Origin of the sequence: Lacihabitans soyangensis, from assembly GCF_024343775.1 — a bacterium.
Taxonomy (GTDB): Bacteria; Bacteroidota; Bacteroidia; order Cytophagales; family Spirosomataceae; genus Leadbetterella; species Leadbetterella soyangensis.
Genome location: NZ_RJUF01000174.1, coordinates 1 through 26,107 on the forward strand (window position 1 = coordinate 1; position 26,107 = coordinate 26,107).

A 26,107-nucleotide genomic window follows, 5' to 3' on the forward strand; every position below is an offset into this window, starting at 1 on the left:
CATCCTTGCAAAACTTCGGACTGCCATCCTCTTCCTTCTTACCACTTCGCTTTTGGGCCAACTCCTCAGGCAGCCATGCCGTACAAATCTCTATATGATGCTCCGCCAACTTCGCAGCTGCCATCTTACCAGGGGCATCTATATCAGGCACATTAATCACCCGCCACGCCATTTCGGCCAACTTCTTATAAGGAAAATACTCCGGCGTTATATGCTCCCCATTCGCCCAGACAGGGAAATACCCCAACGCCGCCATATTCAACGCATCACTCCCACCCGTCGCCACCAACACCTCAGGCAGCTTATTCGGCTCATGTCCCGCATCGTAGGCCTCCTGCAGCATCTTCGCCACAAACCCATCATGCTCTTCCGGATTAATCCCCAACCTATCCATAATCTCCGCATCATTCGGCAGATCATCATACGCCGCCTTCACCTGCTCCAGCCCAAACAAATAATTCTTCGGCACCACCCCCTCATAAAAAAACCGCTGCTTCCCATACGGCTCATAAAACTTATAAGCCGTAGGCTTCTCAAAATCCCCTCCTTCCAAAGGAGGGGTGCCCGAAGGGCGGGGTGGTTTGCGTGAGCTATTGCCGCCCCCTATATGCCACACAAACATCGGATACGTCTCCGTAGCCTTAAACACATGCTTCACCTTCTGCCCCGTCTTCTTATCAATACTCACCAAACTATGCCAAGCCAACGGCCTAAACCCATACTTCAAACAAACCTCCTTAGCCCGCTCAAACGCCACAGCATCCTTCCCCGTGCCCTTGTCACCCTGAGCCTGTCGAAGGGCCGCTTCACCCTTCCCATTCCCCCCACCGGGGGTTAGGGGGCTTCTCCCCATCCACTCCCACACATGCTTAGCAAAAATCCCCTTCAGTGCTGCCATCTCAAAATCATCCAGATACCCCCACTCACGCTTCTTCACTTCCACGTCTTCCAGACCTTCCGTTATCTTCTCATACTCATAGCTGCGGCTAGCCTTGCCATTCTCTACCAGGTTAAAGTGCTGGCATATCCACTTGCAGGCGTTAGAGTAATCCAGATTCTCAAACTCCATCACCACATCAAACGCACTCCAAGTCTTATCCGAGGAGCCCCAGTCACGAATCACCCACTCCGTGCCCGCCTCATTCTTCTGCAGGCCCAGGCTAGGGTTATTCTCGACCTTCAGGTGGTCGCACTTAAACTTATAGGCATAATTCCGCACGCCATTACTAGCCTCACTCACCTTCGCCAGTATCACATCCAGACCCATGTCCGTCTGTTCCAAAATCTCCTCTCTGCTAAGACCCATATATTTATTTTCCAGAAAAACTCGTAATCAATTTTTTTATAATCCCATGTCAGGCTGAGCCTGTCGAAGCCACTTCACTACTGTCAATTAGAGCGTAGTTGAAGCCCCCATCAATCCTCAAAAGCCGACCTAATAATCCCAATCAAAATCGACAAAAACACCACCGCAAAAAACAACCCCACACAAAACGCAAAAGGCTCTGCAGTCAAAAAGAAATGAATAATCTTCTTCATAAAATCTCTATTAAGGTTAAAAAAATCAATCCTCCTGTCAGGCTGAGCTCCGTTTACCCCGAGCTTGTCGAGGGGTCGAAGCCCCAATCCGCTCCCCGCCTGGTGCCTGAGCGTAGTCGAAGGCAAGGAGGGGCTGGGGGTGGTTCCGGGGTGGTTAAAAAGGCAACTCTACCTTTTTGCCCGACTCAAACTCCACCAAAGTTCCCGTATGTCCATATTTTCCCAAAAGCTCCTCCAAATCCTTCGCAAAAGCTTCCGCAATCTCCACCTTGCGTGTCATCCTAGTACTTTTCTCAAACTCAATATCAAACACCCCACTTATCTGATAAATAGGCTTAGTACTACAAGTACTCGTTCTAAAAAAACCATCAATTATTAGCATCTCTATTTGTTATTTGTGTTTGAAAAATCAATCCCATGTCAGGCTGAGCTCCGTTTACCCCGAGCTTGTCGAGGGGTCGAAGCCCCGCCCTCCAACTAACTCCCCCACCGGGGTCCGGGGGGCTGGATTAAACTCCCCCACCGGGGGCCGGGGGGCAATACACCTGCACCTTATCACACACAGTACACTGCCATTTCGGCTTCTTACTCTCCTTCAGTGCAGGTTTCCCAATATTCGTCTTCATATCCTCCGTTACCTGCACCGGGTTCACCGACCCACATCGGTTACAAGCACACCTATCAAACTTCACCTCCAGTTGGCTATCATCAGCCACTACATCATTCCTTTTCATAAATCCTTAAGTTTTTCGTCAACCTCTTTAATATTTTCCTTACAAAGCTTTACCACAGATCCCCTGAACTCATCAAACATCGAATGACTGTCAGACAGCGTAAAGTCTTGCCTACCAGCCCCCTGTTTAGAAAAAGTAATTATATCACTCTGTGCAACCCTCTCCACTATAGATGCAAGCCTTTCCCTCTCCTCCATCAGCACCTTTACCTTGTCAAAATTCTCCGCTTTCATACCTCATTTTCTATTTTTAAGTGCGTATTCATAAGTCTCCAAAAACAACCTTTTTTGGTAAGCAAAATCCGATTCAGTACTGAATCCCTTTGAAAAACCATGCAACTCTTCACGCACCTTCCACTCATCTTCAAGCTCAGCTTTATCAGCAGCCTTGGTCTCTTTCGAAAAAGGAAAACCAAACCCAAACTTCTCCGCTATCACCTTCATCACCCCATCCTCTATAGCCTTATACTCAGGCATATTTCGCTTAATCGGCCTCGGCAAATCCATCAAATATGCCTCACTAGAATCATGCATCAGAGCCTCCAAAATATCCCCCTTTGTTCTCCAAGCCACATTCCTGCTATGCTGGGCCACAGTGTAGAATATTGGAAAATGCCCACCCCATCTCGGTATCATACTCAGTGCATGAGCTATATCCTCTATCACAAACATCTCAGGCTTAGGCTCAAACACATCCACATAAATCCCGCTAATCGTCTTAATCGTCCGTTCCGTATACAGCTTATCCATACTTTTATCATTTAAAAATTCCAAAAATCAATCTCACATGGTCAGGCTGAGCCTGTCGAAGCCCCGCCATCCAAGTCACTACCCCACGGGGGCGGTCCGACGTTTCGGGCTGGGGGGCTAAAAAAACACCCACACCATCACCCAAAACATCACCACTATCAGCGTCACCACCCCCCAGCTCCTTAGCCTCGTGGTGGCCTTTTCCAGCAGCCAATCCAGTGCATCCACCTTCACCAAAAACCAGAAGATCAACCACGTCAACCCAAAAGCCTTCAAAAAACTCCATATCCAAATCCCCACCGCCATCATTGCTTATTATTCTCTTGATCGATAACCTTGACCGTACTCATCCACGAATCCAAATCTTTTGGATTTAATTGTGTTCCCCCACCGGGGGCTAGGGGGCTTCCGGGGGCCACAGGGCTAAACCTCTTCACCGTCTCCACCAAATACCCAATCTGGTTCAAGCAATCATCCACAGGATCATGTTTCGTACCCTCAAATTTCCACTCCCTCTTCACCTCAGGCAGCAAACTCACTATCGTCCGCACATCACGCTCAATCCGTGGATTCCAAGGTGTGTGATAGCCAAATCCATCAAAATACTCCTTCAACAACACCAAATCAAAACTCGACCCATTGCCCCAAACACCAGTTTTTTCACCCATCACATCCGCAAAAAAATTCATCATCTCTGACAAAATCGTACCAGACATATTAGTAGGTACTGAAGCATTTAAAGCCTTAGCAAACACAATCTTATCTTGCTCATTCCACCATTTTACCGTCTCAGGCTCTATCACAAACCCCTTCGCTACACTCTCCGCCAAAGGAATCTTAAACACTCCTTTCTTACCAATCTCGCCCTTCCAGTTCCATTCTACCAAAGCCACGCTAAGTATCACCGCACCCGGCTTAGTACCCAGCGTCTCCAAATCCACGATCAATTGATCATACATACTTTTATCTATTTAAAAATTTAACTTTTTCAACTCCCCTCCTGGTGCCTGAGCGTAGTGGGCGGCATTCCGTTCGAAGGCTGGGGGTGGGGCTTAACTCCCCTCCTGGTGCCTGAGCGAAGTCGAAGGCCGGGGCTGAGCCTACCTCCCAATCCTAAACATCCTCCAAGCCTTCGAAATACGCTCTCTCTCCGCCACTGGGCAGTACTTCCAGTAATCCATATAGCTCACCCCACAGCTCTCTGCAGCCTCCTTCACAAAATACCCCTTCTCCACCTTCTCCCTAATCATCGGCAAGGCATCTATCACCGCCTTCTGCACCTCCAGCACCGTTCTATCTCGCTTTTTCATCACCTTCCAAGGCAATGAACCAACACCACCAACACCATCAGCCCAACCACCAGTCCCGGCATCAACTCCTCAAAAAACACCTCCATCGCCTCCTTCAAGCCACTGTCCACACTCCCGCCAACACGCAGCTTCCAGTTCAATACCCTAGCTATTCGTCTCATACATTATATTTTCTTCTGTACGCTCCCCACCGATTCTCAACAAAAATCCTATCCTTAGTACTCCTATTCCTTATCAAGCCATGAGCTATTTGCTCAACCACAATAAGTCGTTCCTCAACTTCCTTGCATTCAGCCTCAGCCTTCTCTCGGTCAGCCTGAGCTTGTCGAAGGCCAGTCCTAGCAGCAGCCTCATTAAACTCTCCCGCTATATTCAGCCCCAACAACACCACAAAAGCCAACCACTCACCCACCTCCAGCTTCCCAAAGCCCAAGCCCCACACGCTCAAACCCACAAAAATCAGCACATACCACAGCACCGAAACCTTCCCATCCCTATCCAGCCTATTCCACATAATTATTATAATTTTAAATTCAAATTTTATCTCTCCCCTCCCTGCTGGGGAGGGGTCGGGGGTGGGGCTGATGGTCACATCTCCCACTGCACCGCATACCCAAACTCCCTCCTTAGCCTGCTCAAACTCTTACTATCCTTAGCCGCCAAACTATGCTTCAGATACACCGTCCTATTCTTCGTCACCAGCCTAAACCCCTCCTTCCTAATCACATAATGCAGCCTATACCTAGCCCTATTCTCCTTCTCCGAAAACACCCCTTTATACATTTGCTAAAAAATAAATTACATCCCTTATAAATCAATCCCGATAAACTCCCCCACCGGGGGTCGGGGGCTAACTCCCCCACCGGGGGCTGGGGGGCTTGGCTAAAACCTATTCAGCACATCCCCACACTTCCTATACTCATCCAAATACCTCGACTTCGCCGACGTCTCGTCCGAAAAATACCGCTCCACCACCAGCCACATCATAGCCTTCACCACACCCTTCACAAAGCTGCTCTGGTCATCACGCATCCACACCAAATACTCCACACTCAGCCCCTTGCTAATCCTAATAGCATGTGCAATCCTCGAAACTACTCCCCCTCCTTTCAAAGGAGGGGGCTGTGGGGTGGTAACCATCTGCCTCTCTATCACCATCCTTACCTCCTTCACATAAGCCATACTATTATCAGCCAGCGTGTCCAACGCCCACATAATCACCGCCTTATCCTGCAAAGACAGTCTCCTTCCAACCTGCCCGCTATTAGCAGAGCCTCCATGCATCTTTTCCATAAAAATTATTGATTAATTATCTACTCTTGTCACCCTGAGCTCCGCCCGCACTGAGCTTGTCGAATAATGTCACCCTGAGCTTGTCGAATAATGTCACCCTAAGCTTGTCGAAGGGCCGCCATCCAAGTCAATTCCCCCACTGGGGGTTAGGGGGCTTTATCCCCCATCCTATTCTTATAATCCCACCACCACATCCAAGTCACCGTACTAATCATAAAAATGATAAGCCCACTCACAATCATCGTAGCTCCCACATTAGCACTTGGGTCTTCCACCACCGCCTTCATACAACCATCATCCATTCTTTGGGCAGCTGCCGGGGCCATCGTCAGCCCCAGCAACATTCCCCACACCACTACCAACACCACAGTTTCACTCACTAGCTTCTTTCTGGTCAAACGCTTACTCACCTTCGCCTCCGACTCCACCAACTTCTCCAAAGCCCTTGCCACCCTAACAGTCACACCAAGTCCACCACGGCTTTCCTTCACATTCTTAGCAGCCCAATATCCTTCAGTAGTTTTAAAAAACTCATCATGCTCACCAAGTTGCTTCGACAACCCCCTGGTACTACTCATTTGACCCAAAAGCACCTCAACCTTACTCCTCCATTCCTTCACATCAAGATCATTAGGTGAATTCCCTTTAAAATCACGTAATTCTACTCTTGCCTTTGTCATAATTACCCGTTAATTTTACCCGTTATAAATACCTGTTACAAATATATATTACGATAACGGAATAATCCATACGATTACGGAAAAAAATTACGTAAAATAGATAATTTAGAACTATTATAAATAATGATACCCAAAAAAATAAGAATAATTGCGTCAGAAGTATTTAAAAATCAGGCAGATATGGCCAAAAAACTTGAAGTAGGCGGCAGCCGAATAAGTGAAGCCATCAACGGCAAAACAAAATACTTAAATGGTGAAGTAATAGAAAAACTCATCATGATCTACAAGATAGACCCTGTCTGGTTATTCACCGATGACGATGAGCCATTACGTTATCGTAACGATGAAAATCAAAAACCAGAACCCAAATACTACGAAGCAGTAGAAAAAATAAACACTTTGCAGGAAGAACTCATAAAATATCAGAAAAAAGACATCGAAAACCTAAAAAATGCTCCTGTACTTCCTAACAACACCTAATTAACACCCAAACCTATCACCATTAAATCAAAAAAAAACAGGCATAAATACCCGTTTATAGTGACAAAAAAATGACAAACCAACCCCAAAATGACAACCCAAAACCCAAAAATGACAAACCCCAAAACCCCTAACCCCCTAATAATCAAGCATCCAGTTTCAAAATATCAATAAACATACAAATCTCTTCTTCGTCACGTTAACAAATTGAATAGCAGATAGTTGACAAACTTTCTGCTATTTTTTTTGAACTGCGAGATTCCCGATTATAAATTCAAGATTCAATGCCGTTTAGTTAAGTACAAATACTAAGTCCCTCTTCTGTGGAGAGGGATTTAGGGTGAGGTTTTAGAGTAAAAAAAAACTTAACTAAATGACATTGATTCAAGATTATTAAAGAAATCCCACCGAATTTTTCAACCATCTAGTACCTTCTTCTAAATCTTTTCTTGTGATACGACTGCGGATTAGCCACATTGAAGCATTTTAATGGACTACCTGGAAGCCTTTGATATAGTGGGATAAAAGCCCCGGCATATACAGATAAACCTCTTGGATTGAAGGTATTTATCCAACCTGTAATGTTATCAGAGCCAAAAAATAATCCATAATAACGAAATGCAACACCTATATTCAGGTTTTTATAATTGTTTTCTAAGCCAACAGGAATTGAAATTTCCATACTTTTCTTCTCATATCTTGGTGTAATAGAAACACCCGAATAATTAACAATTCCTCTTCTAGTTGCATTTAAGAGGGATTGACGCCAGTTTAGGTTAATATAATAGTTTTCTTTTAAATGATAATCGAATGTAAAAATACTGGTGGCTGGCATTAAAATCATGAAAGAGTTGGTATTTGCATTTGCAGAGCCAAATATTGAATTGGTGGTGGCTATTACACGCTCAAAACCCCTGAATTTCTGATACGTTTGCGGTAGTATAACATTATTTGAATTGAAAAGAGCATTTGTTTCTACATTGGAGCTAAACTTCATAAAACCCAGATCAATTACAGAGAACCCAATTTTATAAAGGTATTTGTTCTTAGTAGGATCTACGAATCTCCTTCCGTTATTATTTCTTGAAAAAGATTGAATTTCAGGCCTGTACTCATAAATTATGCCCAAATCTCCTCCAAACCCCACACCGTTGCCCTTAAATTGGAGCATCTGTCCCGTAAAGTTGGAAGCTTCTAATGAATTAAAACTTGAGGCATCTGTAAAAGTAGCCTGAGCATTTTTAATGTCAACATCTTGCCTTGTGTTATCTTGCGTATTTTGTAAAATGGTGAAATCAAAATTGTCGGATTGAATATGGTTGTAATTGCTACTGACGTAGTATTTGGCCGAAACTCCAATCTTTATAAATTTGGCATCGTCCTCTATTATTACCTTACCTATGGTGCCGTAGAATTCATTTATGAAGCTAGAATTGAGGTTGCCGTGAGTATTGGGGTATGTATTTCCGATTAATTCCGCCGAACGCGTTCCTTTTACTATTACTTTGCCAATTTCTTCAGAGGTCCTACTCAAAGAATTCATAAATCTGTACCTAACTCCACCTGCGATTCCCAAACCCCATTTTTTTACATCAAAACCAACAGATGGCCCTCGTAATTCGCCATTGGCATAAATTGATAAGTCCTTACCTCTTTCGGATGTTTTGAGGTAACTTGGTCTCCAAACTACCTTGCTCCCATCCGCATTTCTGTATTTATAAGGTGTGGTACGAGTCACAAAGCTTAGTAATGAAAATGGAGCATTCCAACGAACGAAATTGTTCTGAAAATCTATACCTACAGCTGAGAGATTTATAAAAACACTGTGACGCGTATCTACGACATTTGCTGGATTGGTTGGAATAGCGTTTGTACCAATGTAATTGCTCCCAGTGATTCCCGAAAAATTTTGAGAAAAAACACTATGGCTTAATAAAATGAAAACGTAAATTTTGTACTTTAAGGGCATCAATGCTATTTAGGCGATTTTTTTTACAAAAATATCACTATTTGTATAGTTTCTTACCATATTTTACCAAAGAAAAAATGAACAGTAATTTTAGCGACTACCAAACCAATCAGTTCTACGATGAGTTGATGGGTACTTCAAACCTTCCGCACAAGGGAATCGAGATGGTATATGATTATTTCAATGACTTGAGCATAGACGAGCTACGATCGAGGCAAAAAAATCTTGAAACTGCCATGATAAATATGGGCATAACTTTCAATGTGTACTCTGAGGAAGGTGGAACCGAACGAATTATCCCGATTGATATTATTCCAAGAATTATAAAGGCAAAAGAATGGACAAGGCTTGAAAAAGGATTAAAACAAAGGATTTTCGCTCTAAATGAATTCCTTAAAGATATTTATTCTGATCAAAAAATCCTGAAAGACAAAATTATTCCGTCTGATGTGATTTTTAGCAGTAAAGGATTTATTAAAGAATGTATGGACATTAGACCCCTCAAGGACGTTTATATACACATTACCGGTACAGACCTCATCAGAAACGATAAAGGGGAGTTTGTGATTCTTGAAGATAACCTTAGATGTCCGTCGGGTGTTTCGTACATGCTTCAAGGTCGCGAATTATCAAAACAAGGACTCTCTAAACTGATTTCAAAAGCCAAAGTAAGATCAATAAGCGAATATACTGAAAAGCTTTTCGATGTATTAAAGTACGTTTCGGGCAAATCAGACCCCACAATTGCAGTTTTAACTCCCGGAATTTATAACTCAGCCTATTACGAACATTCGTATTTGGCTCAACAAATGGGCGTAGAATTGGTAGACTACCGAGATTTGGTTGTAGAAAACGACCTGTTAAAAATGAGAACCACAAAAGGCCTCAAAACCGTAGATGTGCTATACAGAAGGCTAGATGACGTTTTCATCGACCCAAAAACTTTCAATCCAAACTCATTGATAGGTATTCCAAATTTGTTCAAAGCCTACAAAAAAGGAAATCTTGGTCTAGCAAACGCACTTGGCACAGGTGTGGCTGACGACAAGGTAGTTTACGCTTATGTACCGAAAATTATCAAATACTACCTCAACGAAGAACCAATACTTTCCAATGTAGAGACTTTTCTCTGCGAAGAACCGAAAAGTATGAAATACGTTCTTGAAAATATAGAAAAATTGGTGGTAAAAGAAGCCAACGAAGCTGGTGGGTACGGAATGCTTATTGGACCAAAATCAACCCTAGAAGAGCAAGATATTTTTAGAAAGAGAATTAAGGCCAATCCGAGGAATTACATTGCCCAACCAACTATTTCTTTATCAACAGCCCCGTGTTTAGTTGGTGATAGCATAGAAGGCAGACACGTGGATTTGAGGCCTTACATTTTGTTTGGTGAAGAAATATATGTAACGCCAGGAGGTTTGACACGAGTTGCACTAAAAAAAGGTTCCCTCGTGGTTAACTCCTCGCAGGGTGGCGGCAGTAAAGACACTTGGGTATTGAAGGAATAGAATGCTTTTTTATTGAAATGCTTTTTTGTAATTTTGTAAAAAAAAAAAAATAAATGTCGAAATCTGAAATAAAAACTGGTCTATTAATAGGCACTTTGATAATACTCGCGGCAGTCTCTAGATTAGTGGATCACCCGATGAATTTCACACCAATGACCGCCATATTGTTGTTTAGCACGGCATATATTTCAAACAAATGGTTAAAGTTGGTTTTCCCATTTGCCACCATATTGTTTACTGATATCGTCCTTGAGTCTGTAACTGGCTATGGATTTCACTCGGGCTCGGCCGTGGTTTACTTGGGATATGCATTGATTTTTGCAGTTGGATACATACTTCTTGAAAAAGTTAATTTTGGTAGAACTTTAGTTGCTATCGTACTTTCTTCAACGGTATTTTTTCTCTTAACAAACTTTGCATTTTTCTATACCGAAAGCGTTACGCCTAATCCAGCAGTAGGATCCTATCCGCACAATATGACTGGTATTTTGGCTTCTTATCAGGCTGGTTTACCTTTCTTTAAAAATATGTTAGTTGGCGATTTAGCATTTACTTCTATCATTTTTGCCATTTATTACGCTGTAAAGCACTTCGGTTTATTCGAAGAAGCAAAAAATTAATTTAGAAATTATTTTTACTCAAGGGTATTTATTTTCAATAGATACCCTTTTTTATTTACAAAAATTCATGTTGTTAGAGAATATTACATTTTCGGTCTCAAAGTCAAACTCAGCTGCATTTGAGGCCTGGATAAAGGGGGAAATCGAAGACATTAGGATTTGGGTGGAAGACATACATTCTTATAAATTACTCACAGAAATTGACCCTGAGAGTTCGAACTACTCCATCCAGTTTACTTTCAGCACTAAGGAACAGTTTGATGTTTTCAAACAATTGCATTTTGATGTTTTATTATCGAAGGCCCAAAACAAATTTTTGGGTGAAATACTACATTTCAATACCCTTCTTCAAAAATTTTAGTCAAAAATAGGCCAGTCGACCTTCAGCACAAACGAACGCGGCATAGCCAAATAATACGGCGAGGTGTAAAAACCTTGATAGCGAAAACCTTGGTTGGCATGAATTAATTTGAAGGCCAATCTGACCTTATTTATCTGAAAAGAAATGTAAGGATCCACCGTAGCCACTCCCCATACTTTAAAATCATCCTGCAAGTAAAACTGATTCAGAAGTGGTGAGTACGCATCTGCTGTGTATTTTGATTTAAAAAACACATCAGCTCCAAAATATATTTTCAGCACTTTAGCATAAGTAAAATTGCTTTCTAAATGGGTGTAATTTATCAATGTAGGCAATTTGTAAATTTCTTTTGCATTTTGAATATTGAGTATGAACTGATTAGTTGCCCTAAATTTAGCTTTATTGATTCCGACATTCAATATCAAATTGGTGATATTTATGACCGTTTCGGTTTGTACGGGTTTTAGTTTTTGGTCCAAGTATACATAATTTCCAAGAAGTGTGTTAGCAATCTCTGGCCTAAAACTGATAGATTTGAATCTGAGATTATAACCTGCATTGATATGGGTTGTCGACAAACCTTTAAAGTTATTGTTCCAACTCAAAACACCATTATCAAAGTTATCATAAAACAAAGCAACAGGGATGACAGACTGATAGAAAGTACCTTCCAAACCTTTGAAAGATAGCTTTGCATTCAACAAGAAATTCTTCAAGCTCGCAGAGAATTCAGCATCTGCATTGAGGAAATTAGAAGAATCTTTGAAGTAGTAACCAAGTGAACCACCCAAAAAAGTTTCGCTTTTTAGCTTCGTTGTAAATCTTTCAGAAAACTTATTGTCTAATCTATAAAATCGTTGCCTGGCGTGAAGAAGATAATTAAAACCTCTGTATCGGCCCTTAAAGCCCACTTTATTTGATAAAACTCCAAATGTAAAGTTCTGTATCAATGAGTCGCTAGCTAAGCTCACGATGTCAATGTTGTAGCTTGCTTGCAAGGAATTTTCAGCAAAGACGGGATCAACGAAGGTGTATTTTTGGTGTTCGTAATCCAAAGTATGAAATACCTGAAAACCACTACGAAGCATCATTTGCTGATAAACATGTACATTATTGAGACGTTCGTTGTTATAAACACCATCAGTAAACTGCGAGTCATAAAATCTCCTGTAATTACTTCTCAGGTCTTTGATATCTATCGAAAGACTGTCTTTTACCAAAATCCCACCTTGTTCTATCTGCTTGTGGTTGAAATGATAGAAGGTGGCGAGCAAAGTATATTTTTTATTTTTAGAAAGATAATTGGTTGAAAGGTCGTAATTCCAATGATCCACCAATTTTTGCTCCGAATTTGTGGCATCTATTTGCTTTGAAGAGTTGTATTTAGAAATATTAAGGGTAAAATTTAGTCTTGGATTGACGTTTTGACTATGGGTAAAGTCCAAACGAGTGTGACCAAATGAGCCTTGCATATAGAAAAGGTTGGTGTAAGGCGAACGTGTGTTATAATATCTAAAATTGGCCGGATTTGGTGCGTATAAATTGAAGGTATTAAAGCCCAATTTTGTGGCGGGATCTGTTTGTTCTTCAAAAAGTATTGATTTTGAGGAAGTTCCAATATTCCCCAAATCTTGATAAAGCCAGTTCCTTTCGTTCAAAATATCAGTTTTATAAAACTTATCCAGAAGCGTATCAGGGCTATATTGGGTATCAAAATTTTTAAGAATATCCTTTTCTAACCTGTATTTCACGGTCTTTGGGCCATAAACCTGTTTGGTGGAATCGTCCAGGATTTGAGCCAAAATATTGAAACTGATAAGGAAAAAGACAGCACTTAAAGTGAAAAACCGCATATTGGATGAAATACTGATTCAAAATACAAATAACGTCATTTTATGGCAATTAGGTAAATCAAAGAACAGCCAAAATGAGTTTTTTAAATGATTCTTCTTCAAATAACTCAACTTTTTGCCTCGAAACAAAGAATTTTGGCAATTCTAAACTAGAAAGCAAAGGTTTAATTTTTACGAAATCTTTTTCAGAACAAACAAAATTATAATCGGTAAATTCTGAAATTATTAGCTGCAGTTCGGATTTCTTAAAATTATGATGATCCTTGAATTCAAAGTGTTTCAATATATTAAAATCTTTTTCAAGACCTTTTCTAAATCCACTATTATTTGCCAATCCAGAAATTAAAACAACCTTCGAGTGTGGATCTAGTAATGTATTTTCTGAATTATTAGGAATTTGAGATTTGAAACTTGCAAAATATATTGGGATATTCTTCGAGCAGTAGGGTGCAATTTTTCCCCTGATCTCATTTTTTTGAGTCCCCGAAATGGCTTCCGGACATTTTGTAACAATCACTATATCAGCTCTTTTCGCTCCGTATCTTGATTCCCTGAGCATACCTGTAGGCAAAACATAATCATCATAAAATGGCCGATTGTAGTCACAAAGTAGCAAGTTTAATTTCGGTTTTATGTATCTGTGCTGAAAAACATCATCAAAAAGAACAATTTCCAAGTCTTTAACAGCATTTACGGCTTTGCTGTAACCTACAACCCTATTTTCACAGACAAAGAAATTCGCCTCAGGATTCATCCTCGAAAGCATAAAAGGCTCATCACCCACCTTTTCAGGGCTGGTGTTAGTATCTATTGAAATATAACCTTTGGTTTTTCTACCATATCCACGGCTTATGACGCCTATTTTTTGTTTTGACAAAATGGATATCAGATAGTCAATTATTGGAGTTTTGCCCGTTCCGCCCACTGTGAGATTTCCAACGCCAATGGTGGGCAAGGGTGGTTCGAAGCTCGGTAAAATCTTTATGTCAAACAAAAGATTCCTCAAACTTGTAATACCTTTGTACAAAAGCGAAAACGGAAATAACAAATACTTTAAAAACTGCAACATAGATGGCTTTGAAGGCTCAATATTACAAACATACGCTAAATTTTAGATTTGATGCGGGTACTTCTCGTGGAGTTTTGAAAAATAAAGATTCTTACTTTATCAAAATATTTGATGAAAACACGCCAGAAATATTTGGATTAGGTGAGGCGGGACCTTTGGAAGGTCTTAGCCTGGATTTTGGAAATCTAGCGGAAAACAAAATTCAAGAAATCACAAATCACATTAATTCAGGCATTTACAAAAATCTTGATGATTTAGAACTCGACTTAACGAATTTCTCTAGTGTCAAATTTGCACTTGAAACAGCCATTTTAGACCTTAAGAATGGTGGCAAAAGAAAGATTTTCTCAAATGGTTTCTTCGAAAAATCAGAGAGAATCAAAATAAACGGTTTGGTATGGATGGGCAACAAGGATTTTATGAAAAAACAGATTGTTGAAAAACTTGATGCGGGTTTTGACACTATCAAACTTAAAATCGGTGCAATAGATTTTAATGAAGAAATGGAATTGTTAAGATATATAAGGAAACAGTTTTCAGTATCTGAAATTTCCTTAAGAGTTGACGCCAACGGTGCTTTTTCACCCGTAGAAGCATTAGACAAACTAAAAAAACTTTCTGAATTCGAAATTCACAGTATAGAGCAGCCAATAAAAACCAATCAATGGGAGGAAATGGCGAATTTATGCGAAAAAACTCCTGTTTCTATAGCTTTAGATGAAGAACTAATCGAAAATTTCTCATCGAAAGAAACCCTTCTCAAAACCATAAAACCACAATATATCATTTTGAAACCGAGTTTAATGGGCGGAATTTCAGGTTCTTCAGAATGGATTAAAACAGCTGAGAGCTTAGGAATAGATTGGTGGATGACTTCTGCTTTAGAATCAAACGTAGGTCTGAATGCCATTTGTCAGTTCGCAGCTACTTTCAAAAACGATTTGCCTCAAGGCTTAGGTACTGGAAAACTGTATGAAAATAACTTCGATTCGCCGTTAGAAATTAAATCAGGGGAGATCTATTATAATCAAAACACCGAGTGGAATTTGGATTATTTCAAAACCAATTAGTCCCTTTTACCAACATTTTCTGAGTCTCTGCCTCTTTGGTAGAAGGTTTTACCTCAAAATTGTAGTCCCAGTCGGCGTGTGGTGGTAAACTCATCAAAATGGACTCAGTTCGGCCGTTGGTTTCAAGACCAAATTTTGTACCTCTGTCCCAGACCAAATTAAACTCAGCATATCTTCCCCGACGGATCAACTGCCACTTTTTCTCTTCCGAAGTATAAGCTTTTGAGTAGTTGGAGTGCATCAATTCAGTGTATATAGGAGCAAAAGACTCTCCTACCGATTTTGAAAAGGCAAATATTTCGTCTTTGGTATGTGTGGTCTTGGTTTGCGGTATCTCAACGTTAGGTTTCAAGTAATCATAGAAAATTCCACCGATTCCCCGGGTTTCGTTGCGATGTTGAATATAAAAATAATCATCTGCCCAATTTTTAAAGGCCTCGTAGTATTTTTCGTCATGAGTATCGCAAGCCGCTTTGAGCTTTTCATGAAACCATTTAGCTTGTTTCATGTCAATGTAATGTGGCGTAAGGTCAATTCCACCACCAAACCAAGATTGGCCATCCGAAAGCTCAAAATACCTCACATTCATGTGTATAATGGGCACAAAAGGGTTTTCGGGGTGCATAACAATAGAAACTCCAGTTGCAAAAAAATCAAGATTCTCCTTTACCTTCAGCATGGTTTTTAAAGACGTAGAAATTTGGCCCTCTACCGCCGAAAAATTCACCCCGCCCTTTTCTATTATTCTTCCTTTGTTCATTATTCTGGTACGTCCACCACCACCAGTTGCATGAGTCCAATTGTCTTCTTTGAAGCGACCTTTATCGTCAGTTGTTTCAATACTTTTGCAGATTTTATCCTGCAAATTTTTAAAGTATTCGGATATTTCTTCTTTCATAAATTTTCTTTTGGAAAAGTAAAAATATAGGATTCAGTCTAAATTCCTATACCTTTTACTTAATTTTGCAACTCATTTTTTTTATTTATATGGATTTCAATCAGTTAATACGTCCTCATATTTTAAAATTACAACCCTATGCTTCAGCCAGAGACGAATATTCGGGCAAAGAGGGTACTTTCCTAGATGCCAACGAAAACCCTTTTTCGTCTGTATCTGGCGAAAATTTCAACCGTTACCCTGACCCTTATCAGTGGGAAATAAAAAACAAACTTTCAGTTTTGAAAGGAGTAAGTCCTGAATCTATTTTCTTGGGAAATGGATCGGATGAGCCCATAGATTTGTTGATTAAGGCTGTTTGTGAGCCTTTGCAAAACAATATCGTCATTATGCCACCGACTTATGGTATGTACAAAGTTTGTGCTGATATTCAACAAGTCTACGTACAGCAAGCTCCTTTGTCTGAGGCCTTTGATATTGATTTAGATAACGTATTCGATGCCATTAACTCAGCCACCAAAATGATTTGGATTTGTTCCCCAAACAATCCGAGTGGCAATTTGGTCAATCGAGACGCTATCTATCAAATACTTAAAGCATTTCCAGAGAAATTGGTGATTGTGGATGAGGCGTACATAGATTTTGCAGACTCCCTATCGTTTATAACCGAATTGCAGAATTTTGAAAACTTGGTGGTGTTACAAACTTTCTCAAAAGCTTGGGGAATGGCTGGACTAAGATTAGGCGTGGCCTATTGTAATCCATTTATTATCAAAATTTTAAATAAAATTAAATATCCTTACAATCTAAATATCCTTACTCAGCAGAAACTGGTTGAGGCTTTAGAAAAAGTCGCAGAGAAGAATGAGTTTGTTGAGAAAATCAATCAATTAAGAGTTGAATTGGCTTCTGAATTATTGAAAATATCCTCTGTCGTTAAAATTTACCCTTCAGACTCCAACATGCTCTTGGTTAAATTCAAAGAAGCCAAAAAATTGTTTGATTATTTATTAAGTCAAAAAGTTATCGTAAGAGATAGATCAAATGTTGTACTTTGCGAAGATTGTCTGAGGTTATCGATTGGAACAAAAGAGGAAAACGAAATTCTCTTAAATGCTATTAAAAGTTCCGTTTGATAATAAAAGGCTCTTAAGAAACAAAACCTTGAAGGTCGCTCTTCAAGGTTTTTTTGTGGAGAAGATGGGGCTCGAACCCACGACCTCTTGACTGCCAGTCAAGCACTCTAGCCAACTGAGCTACATCCCCGTTTCGGTTGCAAATATATATGCAAGCATTCAAACTTCAAAACTTTACCACCCAGGTACCATAAAATTAAATCCTGTAATCACGGGCTGTTTCCTTCCGTTATACACCGGAACTGCCAAATATGGCTCCACCACCAAGTAGCCTAAAACATTGATTCTTAGGCTTAAGCCAGTAGTGAAAATAGGAGAAGTTTTGAACGAAATGGTATTATTACCAAACGATTCGTAGGGATAAGTCTGCCCTATTTTTTTTTGTTTAGACCAAACTAAACCTCCATCTACGAAGAAATTGAGGTCAGATGGTAAAAATTGAAACGGAATTAAGGCCAATTTTTCAGGTCCAGTGAAAGGAATTCTAGCTTCGAAGTTGGCCACAGCCATTTGCTCGCCTTGCAAGTTTTCTTGAGTGATAAAGCCTTGCTGTTTAGAGAGTGCATTACCCCAAAAACCATGCATATACCATGGGAAACCAATATAAAGCGGATTGATTTGATTCAAAAGCTCAATATTTCTCGGATTTAATCGGCCTTCGTACATAAATCTACCTGCCAATGTAAGCGGCTTTATGAATTTATACTTTCTAAAATCCAAAAGCACAGAATTATAACTTGCCGTACCGAAATATTTAGCCAATTCAATTCTATATCGATAACCATTCAAAGGAGCTACAGTGCCAAAAGTAGTGTTATCACCTACAAAAGCTGTGTATAACTGAGCCAAATTGAATTTGTTATAGCCTAACTCTTTTGCATTTAATTTAGTAGGTCGACCACTTTGATAAGCATTAAAATCGTATACGAAACCATCAGAACCAACTCCTATCTCCCCAAACTGCGGATATTCTTTTACATTAAATGAGTACCAATTACTCGAAAGTCCAAATTCAAGTCTTGTGCTTTTACTAAACGGACGAAAAACAAATCCAGAAACTTGATCAATAAAAATCCGAGCAATTCTTTGGTTGACATCAGCTGTATAATAGTTCAAACCATTAGCCGTTCCCAGCGTATCTTTTATTTTAAAGTTAGTGTCTCCAAAAAATCTGTAAGGAATGTGAGAGGCTGATAATCCAAATTGAAGTGGATTCTTTTGGTTCATATAAAATAATTGCCCTCCAAAATCTTGAATTTCACCATTGAGTGCCACCGTTCCCATCAATTGGTTATTATTGAGCATATCGCCAAAGAGAGCCGTTATACCCCCACCCATTCCAGTTCCAAATCTTGAAGTACTCACTCCCAAACCTGAATTAGCTAAATATTCTAGCTTAAAATTTGGTTTGTATTTCTGTTCTTTTGTGGCAAGAAATTCTAAGTTTTTTGGGTAAATTCTGTTTCTAAGATTATTATTTACAATGTCTGAACCTGAAAGGATTTTACCTGGTACCAATAAATCTGCCGCCTCTTGGTTATTTTGCTCAACCTTTTGATTCAAGAAATGAGTTTCATTGGCAATTATGATGTTGTAATCGCCTTTGTTAAAATAGTTGTAAGCTATCTCTCCTGTTCTTGATGCTACCGATATAGCTGGAGAATACATCGTAATTCCACTTATACCTGTAAAATAATTCGTCATTTTGGTGAGTGAATTATCAGTTAAATTGATTTTGTATAAATCTTTAAAACCATCAGGTGAACTTATGAAATATAGGCTATTACCGACTGATGAAACCTGTGGATTCATATTATCTGCGTTTGTGAATAATGGTAATGTTGAGATTTGCTTTGTAGTCAAGTCGAGACTTGAAATCTTGAAATTCTCCTGCTCCAACCTTGCTTTATATCCACCCCTATCGCTCACAAAATATATTTTCTGTCCGTCAGGTGCCCAAGTAGGCTGGATATCAGAATATTCATCGTTGGTGAGATTGGTCGTTTCACCGCTTCTAAAATTAAGACTGTAGATATCAGAAATGCCCTGTTTTAACCCCGAAAATACGACCTGAGTGCCGTCGGGCGACCAAGAAGGATTTGAAAAAGCTTCCACATTTTCAGGGGAATATTCTCTTTTCTCCCCGGTAATGATATCAATCACCATAAGTTTATTTTTCGCCTTAGACTGAATTACAACAGCAAATTTTCGACTATCAGGCGACCACGTTCCTGATGTTTCTATGAAACTGTAAGAATCCACATGAGCTCCAAAAGAAGTACTTTCAATTTTTCTGAGAGTTTTTCCATTGGTGGCATCTGCAATGAAAATATCGAGAGATATCACGTTTTTAGATGAAATGTAGGCCAAATACTTACCGTCTGGGCTAATTGCTGGTGAGATATTCATGTCCTCTCCCTTTTTAGAAGCCCCTAGAATTTTTCCTCTGATTTCGGTTTCTTTTCCTTGCTTTTGCGTCGTATAATATTGAATTAAATCATTTTTGAATTTAATCGAAAACGTTTCAGAATCCATTTTAAAAGACCTAATAAAGGCCTTTTCAAGACCATATATTGCAGTTTCTTTAAAAAGTGGCCTGATAATATCGTCACCATAATTGGCCGTCACATAGGCCCAAAAAACTTGACCCCAGCGATAAGGAAAATATTTATATTGTTTGACTTCTAAATCCTTGATGCTCGGAATGTCATTATTCAGCACGGCATCACGCATCCACATGCTCGTGTGCGGGTCTTTACGTCCAATGGACATGTACTCTGCCAAACCTTCAACCATAAACAAAGGAAGATTACCAATATTGGCTAGTGTAGTGGAATCACTTCCGTAAGTCATAGTTTGGTACTGAAAGGCATGGACCAGTTCGTGGCCCAAAACATGATCCGTTTGGCGTTTGGTAAACATCATGGGCATAACAACTCGCGTTCTAAGTCCCTCTGTTACACCGCCTGTACCCTCGCCTATCTCTCCCCCAATAGTCGTAGTTTCTTGAAAGTCGGGATGCGTATTATATAGAATAATTGGATTGGGCTTGATAAATGCAAGCTTAAATACTTCTTGATGCATTTTATACCAATATTCACTATTTTTAATGAATTCTTGGGCTGGAGTTGGTTCTTTGAAGTAATTATATAGCTGAAAGTGAGTACTTTCTAAAACTTTGAAGTTATTGGTCTTATTTCGTGGTTTATTCTGGCCGAAATACTGTGATTGGCCGAAGGAATTGGCTCCTAAAAAACAAAAAATTACACCTAAGGTAATGTTTCTAAGCATACTGTTAGAGAGACTTTCAATAATAACGTAAAAATCAAATCTGTGGTCTAGTAACCTTTACAAATTTAGACTTCCAATATTTAGAAAGCAAATTGTCCTCTCTAACACCAGCCGAGGTTGAGGCATGTAGAAAATAAATTTCCTCACGGTTTTCAATTCTTGAGATAATGCCTGTATGGTTTATTCTGCCACTATTGACCTTAAAATAAACCAGATCGCCTATTTTTATTTCGTCTTCTTTGATTTCTTCAAAAAACTCTGCTTGTTTGTAAGAAACCCGAGGACTTTCTTCTCCTATTTCTTTAAAAGCAGTAAAAATGAGTCCTGAGCAGTCCATTCCCTCTTTTGTAGTGCCCCCAAATTTGTATGGCGTTCCGAGGTAATTTTGGCATTTATTAACCAGTATCTTGTTGATGTGATTGCTAGAATGAGTTGTTGATTTTCTGCATGAGGCAAAAAAAACAGAAAGAACCAATACATAAAGCAGTTTTTTCATTTCACAAGGCGTTCTATTTGCTGAATTAAGGCACGACCCTCATCACCAGAGGGTTCTTCTACCTTATCAGAAATAATTGTGCCAGTTTTGTCAATCAAGATGTAATTTGGTAATTTATCTGTAAAATAATCTTTTCTAAGTTCTTGGTTTTCAAAACCATTGAGATGTTTTCCTAAGGGTTTGTTCTTTTCCAAAAAAGTCCTAAAGTCATCCTTGTTTTCCATGTTGATAAATACCAAAACCAGATTATTCTGCTCTCTAAAGTAGTTTTCAACTATTTTGAGATTTTGGAAATCTTCCACACATGGGCCACACCAAGATGCATAAAAGCCCAGCATTACGTTTTTGCCGCGGAAGTCCTTAAGCGAAATTAAATTTCCTTTCTCATCGGGTAGAATAAATGACTTCGCCTCTTTTCCAATTTTCAAGTTTTCAAATTTGCCTAACTTTTCTATCAAGAAATTGGTGTAAGTGGCATTTTTAGAAAATTCTTTGTAGGACGCCACCAGGAGTTTGGTTTCTTCACTCGCACCAAAATTATCCAAATAGTTCAATATTTTGTTGGCTAAAATCCTCTCCATTAATTGTTTCTCTACTAAATCTTTTTCTACAAAATAGCTTTTAATAGATTCATACTCTAACATGATAGACTGATTGTACTTTTGGCCGATTTTGTTATGGTTTTCCAGCAGAGTCTCTACAAAATACCCAAACTCGTAGGATTTGGTCTGCGTTTTGGCTTGAAAAGTCTTTAATTGGAATCTTTGAAATTCAGCCTCAGTGAAGTTTTTGTGATAATTCAAAAAACCAAGTTCTAGAAAACTGTATTTTCCGTATAAATCGGCCCTTTGTAGTGAATAAAAATCCTCTGAAACTTTACCTCTATATGTGGTAAGCAAAGCAATTTGTTCGTCATAGAGATATTTGGTCAGGTCAAAGTACCCTTTTCTCGAAATTTTCTTGAGTTTTTCTAATTCATAATCCCAGTCTTTCTCCAGTTCAAACTTTTTCTTTTGTTCCAAGAGATAAAGCCATTTTTCAGAACCTTTTCCAGTGAGTTTTAAGGTGTTTTCAAAATCTTGATAATCAGAACTTAAAGTAATATCGTCGTTCGGCTCAATTTTCCATAGAAAATAACCTTCATCACCAATGTTCAGGTCACAATAGGCTATGTCCTCCAATGCGATCTCGGAATAAAAACTACCTTTTTTGTCAACTTTAAGCTCCAACTCAAGTGGATTTTCTACCCAATTTCTATAAATAGTTAATGATATTTTGGGTTCACTAAAATTCTTAATGTTTCCTGAGAACTTAAAGAAAGTTTGTCCAGAAACGCCTAAAGAGGCCAATAAAGAGAGAATAGTAAAGAAGATAAAACCTTTTTTCTTCATTTTATGATTTTAGATTCTGGTACACTTCCAGCATAATTCCGTCTTTTAATCCCAAATCTGGCACAAACATTTTGGTTGATTTAGCCCATTTCATAGCAGAAAAATAAATTTCACTGGCATATTCTATGACATCTGCCCTGTCAGGATTCATTTTGAGTTTGTTTATCTTTTCTTCTATACTAAACTGACTCAAATATTCTCGAGCTTCCTCAAGCCTTTTTATGTCTGCCAGGCCATTTTCGTCTTTCTCTAAAAACTCAAACAACTTCGAAATATTGCCTCCTGTTCCAATTGCAATCACATCTGTACGATTATGCACGTTTTCTTGAATCCATGCGTGCATTTTTTTCCAAACATCTTTGTTGACCTTCCCTTCCATAAGTCGTACAGAACCAATTTTGAAAGATTGAGAAGTCTCTTTTACTTTTCCGTTGTAAAGATTAAGCTCGGTACTACCACCACCAACGTCAATGTGCAAATAAGTTTTATTGTCTTCCAACTCATGGACAATGACATTATTGATCATCTCGGCCTCCTTTTCACCAGAAATCAAGTTGATGGTCATACCAAGTTCGAGTTTTACCCTTTCGCAGATATTTAGGCCATTTTCTGCTTCTCTAAGGGCCGAAGTTGCACAAATGAGATAAGCATCCACCTCATGCAATTCCATCAGTAATTTATAAACGGTCAAGAGTTTTTTGATTCTTGCCTCGCTCTCGTAGTGTATTTTACCAGATGAAAAAACGTCGTGGCCAAGTCTGAGTGCAAATCTTACATATTCTATTTTCTTAAATGAAATTTTCCCTTCGTCGTTCAAAACCGAGGAAATTTGCATTCGGGCTGCGTTGGAACCAATATCAATGGCGGCTATCTTCATTTAAAACTTTTTTATTTCAATTGCAAAAATATGTATATTTTTGGAATACATTACCTCAAAGCAAATATTGAAGACACTCGCAAAGATTATTTCTACGGTTGGCAATCCCCTCTCCTTGGCCTTATTTTTTGGTTTTTATCTATTTTATTTGGAAAAGGATAATCCAGCCCAAAGGAATTTACCATTGGTTTTTATGCTTTCGGTGGTTATTCCGATTGCTGTTTATGTAGGTTATAATGTTAGAAAGAAGAAATTCGCCGATTATGACGTCTCTGACAGAAACAAGCGAAAAGGAGTTTACAAGGTGCTCATAACTGTATTTTTGATACTAAATGTAATATTTTATGCATTCAATTTTGACATTAAAGGTAAGCTATTAGTTACCACCTTTCTTCTGCATTCGTTGAGTAGCTATTTTATAAATCAACGAATAAAGATTTCTATGCATACCAGCTATAATTTTTTGTTTTCTTTTTTATTTTATCCTATCAATCCCCAAATCAGTATAGTTTTATTTTTGTTCGGTTTTTTGAATGCTTGGTCTCGCTTGGCCTTGTCTAGACACAAAACCATTGAGGTGGTTCTGGGTTTCATCACTGGTATACTTATCGGCGGTTTGTATTTGTATGTTTTTAAACTTTTTGTATGATAAATTTTAATGTTGAAACTGAGGGTTTCAAAGTGCTCGATATACGTAAGAAAAAATCTTGGTTGAAAGACCTAGTAAAAGAACAGGGCTTCAAATTGGGTGAGTTAAATTACATATTTTTAAACGACGAAGGCCTTCATAAAATCAACTTGGAGTATCTTAACCATGATACTTACACCGATATTATTACTTTTGATAATTCAGAAGATGAAAGCATGATTGAAGGCGATATCTTCGTGAGTGTTGAAAGAATTGCCGAAAATGCGAAGAAATTCAAAGTAGATTTTGAGTCTGAACTCACAAGAGTAATGGCTCATGGCGTACTTCACCTTTGTGGATTTCTCGACAAAAAGCCAGCAGATGTAAAGCTCATGCGTGAAATGGAGGATAAATATGTAACTAAGTATGGCGAATTTTAACATTGATTTAGATAAATCTATTACCTACGATGCCATAGTGATTGGCTCAGGTATATCCGGCGGTTGGGCTGCAAAAGAGCTTTGCGAAAAAGGCTTGAAAACACTTGTTCTTGAGAGGGGAAGAGATGTAAAGCACGTTTCAGATTATCCAACAGCCATGGCCAATCCATGGGATTTGCCACATAGAGGTCGAGAAACGTTTTTAGAGAAGGATAAAAACCCAATCGTGAATAAATGCTACGCATACGATGAGGCCACTCAGCATTTTTTTGTAAAAGACGATGAACATCCATACGTCCAAGAAAAACCATTTGACTGGATTCGTGGCTACCAAGTGGGGGGAAAATCCTTAATATGGGCGAGACAAACCCAAAGAATGTCCGATGCAGAATTTGAAGGCCCTGCGAGAGATGGTTTTGCTATAGATTGGCCTATCCGATACAAAGATTTGGCTCCTTGGTACAGCCACGTGGAGCGTTTTGCGGGTATTAGTGGCAACAAAGACGGAATTCCAACTTTGCCGGATGGTGAATTCCTGAAACCTTGGGAACTAAATTGTGTAGAAAAGCACATTAAAGAGAGAATTGAACAAAAATATAAGGATCGACAGGTTATTATTGGTAGGTGTGCTCACTTAACAGAGCCAAATCAAATCCACCTCGACCAAGGTCGCGGTAAATGCCAAGCAAGACATTTGTGTTACAGAGGTTGTCCTTATGGTGGTTATTTTTCTTCCAATTCATCTACACTTCCATGGGCTGCCAAAACAGGAAATTTAACACTAAGGCCTGATTCTGTGGTTGATTCGATTATTTATGATGAAAAAACACAAAAGGCTTCAGGTGTAAAAGTTATTGATTCCCAAACCAAAGAGGAGCATATTTTTAAAGCAAAAATCATTTTCTTAAATGCCGCTTGTTTAAATTCTAATTTGGTTCTTTTAAACTCAGTATCAAATCGATTTCCGAATGGTTTGGGCAATGATTCAGGAGTTTTGGGAAAATATATTGCTTTCCACCAATACCGTGGTCAAGGTTCCGCCACCTACGAAGGTTTTGAAAATCAATATTATTTTGGCAGAAGGCCGACTACCGCATTCATGCCCAACTTCCGTAATCTTCATAAACAAGAAATGGATTTTCAAAGAGGTTACATGGTGGCTTTTTCGGCTAGTAGAGGTCAAGGAATGCTCACTGAGGAGGATTTTGGAGCCAAATTCAAAGAGAATAAAACCAAACCAGGGCCTTGGGGCATTTATATTCAGATGCAAGGCGAATCAATTCCTAGAGAAAGTAATTATGTAAAACTTTCTGATAAAAAAGATGCTTGTGGCATTCCACAACTAGCTATAGATATTGATTATCATGAAAATGACCTTAAAATGACCAAGGATTTTATGACTACTGCTGAAGAAATGCTGAATTTGGCTGGTTGCAAAAACGTCAACATGTTCGATAGTAAGCAAAATCCAGGATTGGATATTCATGAAATGGGCGGTGCAAGAATGGGAAAAGACCCAAAACAGTCGATTTTGAACGAATGGAATCAAGTTCATGCCTGTAAAAATGTATTCGTGACAGACGGTGCGGCTATGACTTCGATAGGCAACCAAAATCCGTCACTTACTTTTATGGCTTTGACAGCTCGGGCGGCAAATTATGCGATGGATGCTTTAAAAAGGCAGGATTTATGATTCTTTCACACACCCAAAA

28 protein-coding genes, 1 tRNA gene and 1 pseudogene are annotated in these 26,107 nt (G+C 39.2%); 9 read left to right on the forward strand and 21 right to left on the reverse strand.

Features of this window, described 5'->3' with window-relative positions; genetic code table 11:
- The 12 genes and pseudogenes from EGI31_RS16090 to EGI31_RS16145 form a co-directional block, all read right to left on the reverse strand.
- A pseudogene (locus tag EGI31_RS16090) lies at nt 1-1,306 on the reverse strand (hypothetical protein); the annotation flags it as partial.
- Nucleotides 1,307-1,416: 110 nt separating this feature from the next.
- Complete coding sequence (locus EGI31_RS16095) at nt 1,417-1,539, reverse strand: hypothetical protein (protein ID WP_255038175.1); 123 nt, start codon at nt 1,537-1,539, stop codon at nt 1,417-1,419.
- Nucleotides 1,540-1,693: 154 nt separating this feature from the next.
- Nucleotides 1,694-1,921: a hypothetical protein gene (locus EGI31_RS16100; protein ID WP_255038176.1), complete on the reverse strand. Its 228-nt coding sequence runs from the start codon at nt 1,919-1,921 to the stop codon at nt 1,694-1,696.
- 348 nt (nt 1,922-2,269) lie between these two features.
- On the reverse strand, nt 2,270-2,506 hold the full coding sequence (locus EGI31_RS16105; RefSeq protein WP_255038177.1) for a hypothetical protein: 237 nt from the start codon (nt 2,504-2,506) through the stop codon (nt 2,270-2,272).
- A 3-nt stretch (nt 2,507-2,509) separates the two neighbouring features.
- Nucleotides 2,510-3,022, reverse strand: coding sequence for a hypothetical protein (locus tag EGI31_RS16110; RefSeq protein ID WP_255038178.1), 513 nt, complete (start codon nt 3,020-3,022; stop codon nt 2,510-2,512).
- 7 nt (nt 3,023-3,029) lie between these two features.
- Nucleotides 3,030-3,308, reverse strand: coding sequence for a hypothetical protein (locus EGI31_RS16115; RefSeq protein ID WP_255038179.1), 279 nt, complete (start codon nt 3,306-3,308; stop codon nt 3,030-3,032).
- 19 nt (nt 3,309-3,327) lie between these two features.
- Nucleotides 3,328-3,981, reverse strand: a complete 654-nt coding sequence (locus tag EGI31_RS16120) for a 3'-5' exonuclease (protein ID WP_255038180.1) — start codon at nt 3,979-3,981, stop codon at nt 3,328-3,330.
- A 141-nt stretch (nt 3,982-4,122) separates the two neighbouring features.
- Nucleotides 4,123-4,332, reverse strand: coding sequence for a hypothetical protein (locus EGI31_RS16125; RefSeq protein WP_255038181.1), 210 nt, complete (start codon nt 4,330-4,332; stop codon nt 4,123-4,125).
- Entirely contained in the window at nt 4,332-4,493 is a 162-nt protein-coding gene (locus EGI31_RS16130) for a hypothetical protein (protein WP_255038182.1), read from the reverse strand. The genes EGI31_RS16125 and EGI31_RS16130 overlap by 1 nt, the downstream gene beginning before the upstream one ends.
- On the reverse strand, nt 4,490-4,846 hold the full coding sequence (locus EGI31_RS16135; RefSeq protein WP_255038183.1) for a hypothetical protein: 357 nt from the start codon (nt 4,844-4,846) through the stop codon (nt 4,490-4,492). The genes EGI31_RS16130 and EGI31_RS16135 overlap by 4 nt, the downstream gene beginning before the upstream one ends.
- Nucleotides 4,847-5,214: 368 nt before the next feature.
- Nucleotides 5,215-5,625, reverse strand: coding sequence for a hypothetical protein (locus EGI31_RS16140; protein ID WP_255038184.1), 411 nt, complete (start codon nt 5,623-5,625; stop codon nt 5,215-5,217).
- Between the two features lie 146 nt (nt 5,626-5,771).
- Nucleotides 5,772-6,305 (reverse strand): hypothetical protein, encoded by a 534-nt coding sequence (locus EGI31_RS16145; protein ID WP_255038185.1) that lies wholly within the window; start codon nt 6,303-6,305, stop codon nt 5,772-5,774.
- Between the two features lie 123 nt (nt 6,306-6,428).
- Between EGI31_RS16145 and EGI31_RS16150 the strand changes: the two genes are divergently transcribed.
- Nucleotides 6,429-6,785: a helix-turn-helix domain-containing protein gene (locus EGI31_RS16150; RefSeq protein ID WP_255038186.1), complete on the forward strand. Its 357-nt coding sequence runs from the start codon at nt 6,429-6,431 to the stop codon at nt 6,783-6,785.
- 424 nt (nt 6,786-7,209) lie between these two features.
- Here EGI31_RS16150 and EGI31_RS16155 read toward each other — a convergent pair whose 3' ends face one another.
- The gene (locus tag EGI31_RS16155; protein ID WP_255038187.1) at nt 7,210-8,754 is read right to left on the reverse strand and encodes a DUF5723 family protein; all 1,545 of its coding nucleotides are present in this window, start codon (nt 8,752-8,754) and stop codon (nt 7,210-7,212) included.
- A 77-nt stretch (nt 8,755-8,831) separates the two neighbouring features.
- Between EGI31_RS16155 and EGI31_RS16160 the strand changes: the two genes are divergently transcribed.
- From EGI31_RS16160 to EGI31_RS16170, 3 genes are all read left to right on the forward strand, one after another.
- Nucleotides 8,832-10,265, forward strand: a complete 1,434-nt coding sequence (locus EGI31_RS16160; RefSeq protein ID WP_255038188.1) for a circularly permuted type 2 ATP-grasp protein — start codon at nt 8,832-8,834, stop codon at nt 10,263-10,265.
- A gap of 53 nt (nt 10,266-10,318) precedes the next feature.
- Nucleotides 10,319-10,885 carry a DUF6580 family putative transport protein gene (locus EGI31_RS16165; protein WP_255038189.1) on the forward strand — a complete coding sequence of 189 codons (567 nt, stop codon included), beginning with the start codon at nt 10,319-10,321 and terminating at the stop codon, nt 10,883-10,885.
- Nucleotides 10,886-10,952: 67 nt separating this feature from the next.
- Nucleotides 10,953-11,246, forward strand: coding sequence for a DUF4286 family protein (locus EGI31_RS16170; RefSeq protein ID WP_255038190.1), 294 nt, complete (start codon nt 10,953-10,955; stop codon nt 11,244-11,246).
- Here EGI31_RS16170 and EGI31_RS16175 read toward each other — a convergent pair.
- Nucleotides 11,243-13,048 carry a putative porin gene (locus EGI31_RS16175; RefSeq protein WP_255038191.1) on the reverse strand — a complete coding sequence of 602 codons (1,806 nt, stop codon included), beginning with the start codon at nt 13,046-13,048 and terminating at the stop codon, nt 11,243-11,245. The two genes, EGI31_RS16170 and EGI31_RS16175, sit on opposite strands and share 4 nt — an antisense overlap.
- 109 nt (nt 13,049-13,157) lie before the next feature.
- A complete protein-coding gene (gene lpxK, locus EGI31_RS16180) occupies nt 13,158-14,168 on the reverse strand; it encodes a tetraacyldisaccharide 4'-kinase (RefSeq protein WP_255038192.1) in 1,011 nt (336 codons plus the stop codon).
- A gap of 2 nt (nt 14,169-14,170) precedes the next feature.
- On the opposite strand from lpxK, the gene EGI31_RS16185 reads away from it, so the two are divergent.
- A complete protein-coding gene (locus EGI31_RS16185) occupies nt 14,171-15,238 on the forward strand; it encodes an o-succinylbenzoate synthase (RefSeq protein ID WP_255038193.1) in 1,068 nt (355 codons plus the stop codon).
- Here the strand turns inward: EGI31_RS16185 and hemF are convergent.
- Nucleotides 15,225-16,136: an oxygen-dependent coproporphyrinogen oxidase gene (gene hemF, locus EGI31_RS16190; RefSeq protein ID WP_255038194.1), complete on the reverse strand. Its 912-nt coding sequence runs from the start codon at nt 16,134-16,136 to the stop codon at nt 15,225-15,227. The genes EGI31_RS16185 and hemF overlap by 14 nt on opposite strands.
- Before the next feature lie 89 nt (nt 16,137-16,225).
- Here hemF and hisC point away from each other — a divergent pair, with 89 nt between their 5' ends.
- Nucleotides 16,226-17,272, forward strand: coding sequence for a histidinol-phosphate transaminase (gene hisC / locus EGI31_RS16195; RefSeq protein ID WP_255038195.1), 1,047 nt, complete (start codon nt 16,226-16,228; stop codon nt 17,270-17,272).
- A gap of 56 nt (nt 17,273-17,328) precedes the next feature.
- On the opposite strand, the gene EGI31_RS16200 is transcribed toward hisC, so the two are convergent.
- From EGI31_RS16200 to EGI31_RS16220, 5 genes are all read right to left on the reverse strand, one after another.
- Nucleotides 17,329-17,402 (reverse strand) — tRNA-Ala (locus EGI31_RS16200).
- A 44-nt stretch (nt 17,403-17,446) separates the two neighbouring features.
- Nucleotides 17,447-20,563, reverse strand: a complete 3,117-nt coding sequence (locus EGI31_RS16205; protein ID WP_255038196.1) for a TolB family protein — start codon at nt 20,561-20,563, stop codon at nt 17,447-17,449.
- A 34-nt stretch (nt 20,564-20,597) separates the two neighbouring features.
- Nucleotides 20,598-21,059: a C40 family peptidase gene (locus tag EGI31_RS16210; RefSeq protein ID WP_255038197.1), complete on the reverse strand. Its 462-nt coding sequence runs from the start codon at nt 21,057-21,059 to the stop codon at nt 20,598-20,600.
- A complete protein-coding gene (locus tag EGI31_RS16215; protein ID WP_255038198.1) occupies nt 21,056-22,450 on the reverse strand; it encodes a TlpA family protein disulfide reductase in 1,395 nt (464 codons plus the stop codon). The genes EGI31_RS16210 and EGI31_RS16215 overlap by 4 nt, the downstream gene beginning before the upstream one ends.
- A 1-nt stretch (nt 22,451) precedes the next feature.
- The gene (locus EGI31_RS16220; protein ID WP_255038199.1) at nt 22,452-23,327 is read right to left on the reverse strand and encodes a Ppx/GppA phosphatase family protein; all 876 of its coding nucleotides are present in this window, start codon (nt 23,325-23,327) and stop codon (nt 22,452-22,454) included.
- 67 nt (nt 23,328-23,394) lie between these two features.
- Here EGI31_RS16220 and EGI31_RS16225 point away from each other — a divergent pair, with 67 nt between their 5' ends.
- Genes EGI31_RS16225 through EGI31_RS16235 form a run of 3 tightly spaced genes read left to right on the forward strand, consistent with a single transcriptional unit; the run spans nt 23,395 to nt 26,088 of the window.
- The gene (locus EGI31_RS16225) at nt 23,395-23,976 is read left to right on the forward strand and encodes a hypothetical protein (protein ID WP_255038200.1); all 582 of its coding nucleotides are present in this window, start codon (nt 23,395-23,397) and stop codon (nt 23,974-23,976) included.
- The gene (gene ybeY, locus EGI31_RS16230; RefSeq protein WP_255038201.1) at nt 23,973-24,395 is read left to right on the forward strand and encodes an rRNA maturation RNase YbeY; all 423 of its coding nucleotides are present in this window, start codon (nt 23,973-23,975) and stop codon (nt 24,393-24,395) included. Before EGI31_RS16225 ends, ybeY begins: the two co-directional genes overlap by 4 nt.
- Nucleotides 24,382-26,088: a GMC oxidoreductase gene (locus tag EGI31_RS16235; RefSeq protein ID WP_255038202.1), complete on the forward strand. Its 1,707-nt coding sequence runs from the start codon at nt 24,382-24,384 to the stop codon at nt 26,086-26,088. The genes ybeY and EGI31_RS16235 overlap by 14 nt, the downstream gene beginning before the upstream one ends.
- Nucleotides 26,089-26,107: the final 19 nt, after the last annotated feature.